Origin of the sequence: Mesorhizobium sp. Root552 (assembly GCF_001427285.1) — a bacterium.
Classification (GTDB): Bacteria; Pseudomonadota; Alphaproteobacteria; order Rhizobiales; family Rhizobiaceae; genus Mesorhizobium.
In genome coordinates, this window is the sequence record NZ_LMFV01000014.1 from 45929 (window position 1) to 53315 (window position 7387).

A 7387-nucleotide genomic window follows, 5' to 3' on the forward strand; every position below is an offset into this window, starting at 1 on the left:
AACGGCGCCTCGCGGCGCCGTTTTTCAAAGCCATCCGGGCAAAATCAGGCGCTGACGTTGCCCTTCTTCTCCTTGGTCTCGGAGTAGATATAGAGCGGACGGGCATTTCCGGATACGACTTCCTCCGAAATGACGACCTCACGCACCCCTTCGAGGGCTGGCAATTCGAACATGGTGTCGAGCAGGATCGCTTCCATGATCGAACGCAGGCCGCGTGCGCCTGTCTTGCGCTCGATGGCGCGCTTGGCGATGGCCGAAAGCGCATTCTCGTGGAAGGTCAGGTCGACATTCTCCATCTCGAACAGGCGCTGATACTGCTTGACGAGAGCGTTCTTCGGCTCGGTCAGGATCTGGATCAGGGCCGGCTCATCGAGGTCTTCCAGCGTCGCCAGCACAGGCAGACGGCCGACGAATTCCGGGATCAGGCCGAACTTCAGCAGATCCTCTGGCTCAACCAGACGGAAGATTTCGCCGCTGCGCCGATCTTCAGGCGAGGCAACCGTCGCGCCAAAGCCGATCGAGGTCTTGCGGCCACGGTCGGAGATGATCTTGTCGAGGCCGGCAAACGCACCACCGCAGATGAACAGGATGTTGGCGGTATCGACCTGCAGGAACTCCTGCTGCGGATGCTTCCTGCCGCCCTGCGGCGGCACCGAGGCAACCGTGCCTTCCATGATCTTCAACAGCGCCTGCTGCACGCCCTCGCCCGACACGTCGCGCGTGATCGACGGATTGTCCGACTTGCGGGAAATCTTGTCGATCTCGTCGATGTAGACGATACCCCTTTGGGCACGTTCCACATTGTAGTCGGCGGACTGCAACAGCTTGAGGATGATGTTTTCGACATCTTCACCGACATAGCCCGCTTCGGTCAGCGTCGTGGCGTCGGCCATGGTGAAGGGCACGTCGATGATGCGAGCCAGCGTCTGGGCCAGCAGCGTCTTGCCGCAGCCGGTTGGGCCGATCAGAAGGATGTTCGACTTCGCCAATTCGACGTCGTTGCTCTTTCCGGCGTGAGCCAGGCGCTTGTAATGGTTGTGAACGGCAACCGACAGGACGCGCTTGGCGTAGGGTTGGCCGATCACGTAGTCGTCGAGGACTTTCAGGATCTCCTGCGGTGTCGGCACGCCCTCGCGCGACTTCACCATCGAGGTCTTGTTCTCCTCGCGGATGATGTCCATGCACAGTTCGACGCACTCGTCGCAGATGAAGACCGTTGGACCGGCGATCAGTTTGCGTACTTCATGCTGGCTCTTGCCACAGAACGAGCAATAAAGCGTGTTCTTGGAGTCGCCGCCGCCGCCACCGTTGCTGACCTTGCTCATCTTCCAGTCCTTTCATGACCGCCCGCCGATGGTTTGGCTGACAGGACGCGTACCTAGTCTAGCGCGGGGATCCGCCGCCGCCACCCTTCTGGCGCCCGCAACGTATTCCGTACGAAACACAAATCAGAAAACGTGGCAATGACTCCCTAAGCCCAGCTTGAAACTAAGCCGTCGAAAATCAACATTGCCTTAACGTAGGCAATCGCAGGGGCCGAGGGAACAGCAAATTGTGGCCGAAATGCCGCAAATGGCCGTAAAAGCACGCCTTTGTGAGGTAGCGCCCTGCCATCAATCCTGAGTAGCTGCCTCAGCGGCTTCACGCGACGAAATGACCTTGTCGATCAGGCCGAACTCCTTGGCCTCGTCCGCAGTCATGAAATGGTCGCGATCAAGCGTCTTTTCAATCGTCTCGTAGTCCTTGCCGGTGTGGGTGACATAGACCTCGTTGAGGCGGCGCTTCAACTTGATGATGTCCTGGGCATGGCGCTCGATGTCCGATGCCTGACCCTGGAAACCGCCGGAAGGCTGGTGAACCATGATGCGGGCGTTCGGCGTTGCAAAGCGCATGTCCTTGTGACCAGCCGTCAAAAGCAGTGAGCCCATCGAGGCCGCCTGGCCGATGCACAGGGTCGACACAGCAGGCTTAATGAACTGCATGGTGTCGTAGATAGCCATGCCCGAGGTCACCACGCCGCCCGGGGAGTTGATGTAGAGGTTGATTTCCTTCTTGGGGTTCTCAGCTTCCAGAAACAGCAACTGGGCGCATACCAGCGTCGCCATGCCGTCTTCCACCGGACCGGTGATGAAGATGATGCGTTCCTTCAACAACCGCGAGAAAATGTCGTAGGCGCGTTCGCCACGGTTGGTTTGCTCGACCACCATCGGAACGAGGTTCATGTAGGTTTCGATCGGGTTCTTCATGTACTGTCCCTTTGGCGAGGTGGTCCGGCGTTGGAATCGAGAGGCCGGGCAGAATCGGTGTTTATCGTCGCACCGTAAATAGGATGCCGCCTCACCCTTGCGCAAGGCCGACCCTTCTGCGGGCGTTGTTAAGGTTGCCAGTTAACGAAGCCGGCAGGCCTTGTCATTCGACTTCAGCTCGCAGCCAGCGCTTCAGGCCGTCTATATTGCCGCTGTCCACGCCCGCCGCCACACGCCGGCCAACTGCCGCGCCAAACTTGTAGCCATGCCCCGAACATGGCGATACTACGAGGCACTTGCCAAACTCGCGCGCCAGGAACTTCTCGTCTGCCGTGAAGATATAGGCGCATGTCACAAGCTCGATCACCTTGTAATCCTTCGCCCGCTCAATCGGCGGCTGGAAGATGTCGCGCAAAGCCTCGGCCTCGCCTTCCACCGGCTGGCGGTTCCAGTCGGCATCGCTGCTTTCCACCTTGTGGATGTTGGCGCCGAACTTCAGGCCGGTTCCGCGCGTCGGCGGAATGATATAGCCGTCGATGCCGTCGACTGCGAGAATGACCGGCGCCGCCTCCCAGACCGCCTTGAGGTCTGCCGGCGGCTCCAGATAGACGACAGCAGTACGATAAGCGGTCAACTCCGCGCCAAGCTCGGGAAAGAGCTTCAGGACCCAGGCTCCGGCAGTGACCACAATGCGGTCGGCTTGCATTGTTTCGCCGCTTGCCAAGGTGACCCGGCCAGCGTCCGGATCGACTTTGGTCACCTTGCTGTGTTCATAGACATTGACGCCGTGCTTTCGCAGCCAGCCGACGAGGCCGGAGGCAACGCGCCGGCAATGAAGCGCACCGCCATCGGGCGAACAAAAGGCGTAGCGGAAGGAGCCCGCCTCAAGGAACGGCCAGCGCTTTACCGCCGCATCCGCATCCAGCAAATCGATCGGAAAGCCACCGGCTTCCATGCCCTCGCGGTATTCTTCGGCCTTGTCGCCCGGCTCACGCGACACGCACAGAAAACCGCGCTGATCGAGATGGTTTTCGCCGATGTCGGCCCAAACCTCGTCCCATGCCTCATAGGCCTCGGTGATGAGTTGGCCATATCCGGCACCGGCGCGATACGCGCGGCGGATGATGCGGTGATGATCGCCGGAAGCCGCCAGCGGGTTGGGAATTGGACCCTGCTCGACAATGGAAACGCTGTGACCACGCTTGGCCAGCGACCACGCCGTAGACAGGCCGGCTATCCCGGCCCCCACCACGATCACCTGCATGAATATCCCTTTCGCCCTCTGGTCGGTCGCTCACCATACGGACTGGCGCATGGCAGGCAAGATTTGGCCCAACAGATTGCCTCGCATCTGGCCCCATTCCTCTTTCCCGCCCGCCGTTCTATTGCTTGGCGATGCTGGCAAATCCGCCCACCTATCTTGCCTATGACCCGGCCACGCGCCGCGTGCGGCTCGACCCGCATGAGCCGGCCTTCGTGCAGAATCCGTACGAGGCCTATCGCTGGCTGCATGGCGCAAGCCCGGCCTTCTTCTGGGAGGATTTCGGCTTCTGGTGCCTCGGCGGCTTCGACAGCGTCAACCGGCTGCTGCGCGACCGGCGCTTCGGCCGCCAGAATCCCGGCGGAGTTCCTGACACGCGCGGAACGGCGACGGACAGGCGGCATCTTGCGGCTTTCGATGCCATCGAGGCCAATTCGCTGCTCGAACTGGAGCCGCCGGTGCATACGCGGCTCAGGACGCTGGTCAACCGCGCCTTCGTCTCTCGCCAGGTCGAACGTCTGAGGCCGCGTATCGAAGTACTTGCCAACGAGCTGATCGACCGCTTCGAGCCGCACGCGCCAGTCGATCTCCTGAGTGCCTACGCCGCGCCGCTGCCTATCACCATCATCGCCGAAATGCTCGGCGTTCCCGTCGAAATGGGACCGCAACTGCTCGACTGGTCGCACCAGATGGTGGCGATGTACATGCATGGCCGCACGCGCGAGGTGGAGGAGACGGCCAACAGGGCTGCGAACGATTTCGCCGATTTCCTCAGGCGACATGCGAAGGAACGGCGACAAAATCCCGGCGACGACCTGTTGTCGCTTTTGATATCGGCGCAGGAAGATGGCCAGAGGCTCTCGGAAGACGAACTCATTTCTTCAACCATCCTCCTGCTCAATGCCGGCCATGAAGCCACGGTACACCAGACCGGCAATGGTGTGCGTACGATCCTTGCCCAGGGCGGCGATCCACGGCGCTTCTTCACCTCTCCCGAAGCCACCGCAAAGGTGGTGGAGGAATGCGTGCGCATCGATGCGCCGCTGCACATGTTCACGCGCTATGCCTATGAGGAACTGGAGATTGCGCCGGGCGTGACGCTCAAGCCGGGCGATCTGGTCGGACTGCTGCTTGGCATGGCCAACTATGATCCGTTGGCATTTGCAGAACCGGAAGCGTTTTCACCCGAGCGGACAGACCAGAAGAACGTGACGTTCGGAGCCGGTATTCACTTCTGCGTCGGCGCTCCGCTTGCCCGGCTGGAATTGCAGGTGTCGCTGAAAACCCTGTTCGACCGCCTGCCCCATTTGCAGCTTGCCGAGACGCCGCGCTTTCGCGACACCTATCATTTCCACGGGCTGGAGACGCTCAACATCAAAGCTTGATGACATACTCCTTGCGAGTCGTTTCAAGCACTTCCCAGCTTCCCTTGAAGCCGGGCCTGAGGATGAAGCTGTCGCCGGCTTTCACGGTGCGGGCCTCTCCGCCGTCCTCGGCAATCACCGAGACGCCGGAGAGGATATGGCAGAATTCCCATTCGTCATATTCGATGCGCCATTTGCCGGGGGTCGCTTCCCAGATGCCGGCATAAAGGCCGCCATCGCGTTCCTCGACATTCCATGTGCGGAATGTCGGATTGCCCGAAATCAGGCGGCCTTCAGCCGGCGCACCCTGTTCGGGCGCGACGGCTGCGGGATCGACGGAAACGAACCGGGGCTCGGCCATGTCAGGCCTTGGCCAGGGCCTGCTCGATATCGGCGATGATATCCTTGACGTCCTCGATGCCGACCGAGATGCGCACCACTTCATCGCCCGCGCCGGCAGCCCTGCGCTGCTCCTCGGTCAACTGGCGGTGCGTGGTCGAGGCCGGGTGGATGACCAGCGACTTGGTGTCGCCGATGTTGGCGAGGTGCGAGAACAGTTCGAGACCCTCGACGAACTTGATGCCGGAATCGTAGCCGCCCTTGAGGCCGAAGGTGAACACCGCGCCCGCGCCCTTGGGCGAATACCGCTGTTGCAGCGCGTGGTTCTGGTCTCCCTTGAGACCCGGATAGGACACCCACGAAATTTTCGGATGCTTCGACAGCCATTCGGCGACCGCCTGCGCGTTGTCGCAATGGCGCTGCATGCGCAGCGGCAGGGTCTCGAGGCCGGTCAGGATCAGGAAGGCGTTGAAGGGCGAGATCGCCGGACCGAGGTCGCGCAGGCCAAGCACGCGCGCGGCGATGGCGAAGGCGAAATTGCCGAAGGTCTCGTGCAGCACCATGCCGCCATATTCGGGGCGCGGCTGCGACAGAAGCGGATATTTGCCCGACTTCGACCAGTCGAAGGTGCCGCCATCGACGATGATGCCGCCGATGGAGTTGCCGTGGCCGCCGATGAACTTGGTGAGCGCATGGACGACGATGTCGGCGCCGTGCTCGAACGGCCGCACCAGATAGGGCGAGGCCAAGGTGTTGTCGACGATCAGCGGCAGGCCGTGCTTGTGGGCAATGTCGGCGATAGCCTTGATGTCGACGAACTCGCCGCCCGGATTGGCAAGGCTTTCGATGTGAACCGCCTTGGTGCGGTTGTCGATCAGTTTCTCGAAGCTCGACGGGTCGTTGACGTCGGCCCAGCGCACATCCCAGCCGAAGCTCTGGAACGAGGTGGCGAACTGGTTGATGGTGCCGCCATAGAGCTTGCGGGCCGCGACGAAGTTGTCGCCCGACTGCAAAAGCGTGTGGAAGGTCAAAAGGTGCGCCGACTGGCCGGATGCGGTCGCGAGCGCCGCAGTGCCGCCTTCAAGGGCTGCGACGCGCTCTTCCAGCACCGCCTGCGTCGGGTTCATGATGCGGGTGTAGATGTTGCCGAACGCCTTCAGGCCGAACAGCGAGGCGGCATGATCGGCGTTCTCGAACACGAACGACGTGGTCTGGTAGATCGGCACGGCGCGCGCGCCAGTTGCCGGATCGGGCTTTGCTCCCGCATGAACGGCAAGCGTGTTAAAACCGGGAGCCCCCTGCGACATTTCATTCCTCCAAAAGAGCGTGATTGGAAATCAGTTGCTATCATCCGGCAGCAGAAATGCAATTGCAAAGGGGAAAATGCTCACCGTGCACCCTGTTTAGAATAAAACAGCCGCCCATATGGCGCATCAGGAAATCCTATTCTCCATTTTCAACCCGCCGCACGCCGAAGCTCTGGAAACCCGGCCGCATCAACGGCTTTTTCGCCGACAGCACGCCGGAATTCACGCCATTCCAGCCGATCTCGCCGGACAGGCGGCCATACTCGATCTTGGGGCAGCGGTTCATCACCACCTTGAAGCCGGCAGCTTCGGCCTTGGCCGCTGCCTCGTCGTTGCGCACGGTCAACTGCATCCAGATGACTTTCGGCAGCGGTTTCAGCGCCAGCGCCTCGTCGACGATCGGCGGCACGGCGTTGGAGGCGCGGAAGATGTCCACCATGTCGATCGGCTCCGGGATGTCGGAAAGCTTCGCATATGTCATGCGGCCGAGGATTTCCTTGCCGGCATGGCCCGGATTGACCGGAAACACCGAAAATCCCTTGGCGAGCAGGTATTTCAGCACAAAGAAACTCGGCCGCACGTCGTTGGCCGAGGCGCCGACCATGGCGACCGTCTTCACCGAATTGAGGATGCCGGAAATATAGGCGTTGTCGTAAGCGTCATGGTTCATGATGGCCGGTCTGTGAAGCCGATTTCGCCTGCGGTCAATGAGACAGAAGGCGCAGGCGAATGATTGCAGGATGGCCAGACGGCTATCGGAGTTCGTGCTTATTCATCGCCACGCTGCCTTTCGGCCCTGGCCATTGTCAAAGAACTGACCTCGATTGAGGTCGGGAGGACGGGCGGCCGTTCGGTCGCTCGTTTAGATAG

At 61.1% G+C, this 7387-nt stretch carries 7 protein-coding genes; 1 reads left to right on the forward strand and 6 read right to left on the reverse strand.

Translation table 11 applies throughout. The annotated features are described in order from the left end of the window. Positions 1 to 44: 44 nt before the first annotated feature. From clpX to ASD50_RS08825, 3 genes are all read right to left on the reverse strand, one after another. On the reverse strand, positions 45 to 1325 hold the full coding sequence (gene clpX / locus ASD50_RS08815) for an ATP-dependent Clp protease ATP-binding subunit ClpX (protein WP_056239146.1): 1281 nt from the start codon (positions 1323 to 1325) through the stop codon (positions 45 to 47). Positions 1326 to 1613: 288 nt separating this feature from the next. Next, positions 1614 to 2246, reverse strand: coding sequence for an ATP-dependent Clp endopeptidase proteolytic subunit ClpP (gene clpP / locus ASD50_RS08820; RefSeq protein ID WP_056239148.1), 633 nt, complete (start codon positions 2244 to 2246; stop codon positions 1614 to 1616). 163 nt (positions 2247 to 2409) lie between these two features. After that, positions 2410 to 3510 (reverse strand): NAD(P)/FAD-dependent oxidoreductase, encoded by a 1101-nt coding sequence (locus ASD50_RS08825; RefSeq protein ID WP_056239153.1) that lies wholly within the window; start codon positions 3508 to 3510, stop codon positions 2410 to 2412. Between the two features lie 131 nt (positions 3511 to 3641). Here ASD50_RS08825 and ASD50_RS08830 point away from each other — a divergent pair, with 131 nt between their 5' ends. Beyond that, a complete protein-coding gene (locus ASD50_RS08830) occupies positions 3642 to 4892 on the forward strand; it encodes a cytochrome P450 (RefSeq protein ID WP_056239156.1) in 1251 nt (416 codons plus the stop codon). On the opposite strand, the gene ASD50_RS08835 is transcribed toward ASD50_RS08830, so the two are convergent. The 3 genes from ASD50_RS08835 to ASD50_RS08845 all read right to left on the reverse strand — a co-directional run bounded on the left by ASD50_RS08835 (position 4882) and on the right by ASD50_RS08845 (position 7187). Beyond that, positions 4882 to 5232, reverse strand: a complete 351-nt coding sequence (locus ASD50_RS08835) for a cupin domain-containing protein (RefSeq protein ID WP_056239159.1) — start codon at positions 5230 to 5232, stop codon at positions 4882 to 4884. The genes ASD50_RS08830 and ASD50_RS08835 overlap by 11 nt on opposite strands. A gap of 1 nt (position 5233) precedes the next feature. Further along, positions 5234 to 6517 (reverse strand): O-acetylhomoserine aminocarboxypropyltransferase, encoded by a 1284-nt coding sequence (locus tag ASD50_RS08840; RefSeq protein ID WP_056239163.1) that lies wholly within the window; start codon positions 6515 to 6517, stop codon positions 5234 to 5236. Between the two features lie 136 nt (positions 6518 to 6653). After that, complete coding sequence (locus ASD50_RS08845; protein WP_056239166.1) at positions 6654 to 7187, reverse strand: CoA-binding protein; 534 nt, start codon at positions 7185 to 7187, stop codon at positions 6654 to 6656. Between the last annotated feature and the right edge of the window lie 200 nt (positions 7188 to 7387).

Coding starts and splice junctions, on each gene's coding strand:
- clpX (WP_056239146.1), bottom strand. CDS start 1,325: ATGAGCAAGGTCAGCAACGGTGGCGGCGGCGGCGACTCCAAGAACACG.
- clpP (WP_056239148.1), bottom strand. CDS start 2,246: ATGAAGAACCCGATCGAAACCTACATGAACCTCGTTCCGATGGTGGTC.
- ASD50_RS08825 (WP_056239153.1), bottom strand. CDS start 3,510: ATGCAGGTGATCGTGGTGGGGGCCGGGATAGCCGGCCTGTCTACGGCG.
- ASD50_RS08830 (WP_056239156.1), top strand. CDS start 3,642: ATGCTGGCAAATCCGCCCACCTATCTTGCCTATGACCCGGCCACGCGC.
- ASD50_RS08835 (WP_056239159.1), bottom strand. CDS start 5,232: ATGGCCGAGCCCCGGTTCGTTTCCGTCGATCCCGCAGCCGTCGCGCCC.
- ASD50_RS08840 (WP_056239163.1), bottom strand. CDS start 6,517: ATGTCGCAGGGGGCTCCCGGTTTTAACACGCTTGCCGTTCATGCGGGA.
- ASD50_RS08845 (WP_056239166.1), bottom strand. CDS start 7,187: ATGAACCATGACGCTTACGACAACGCCTATATTTCCGGCATCCTCAAT.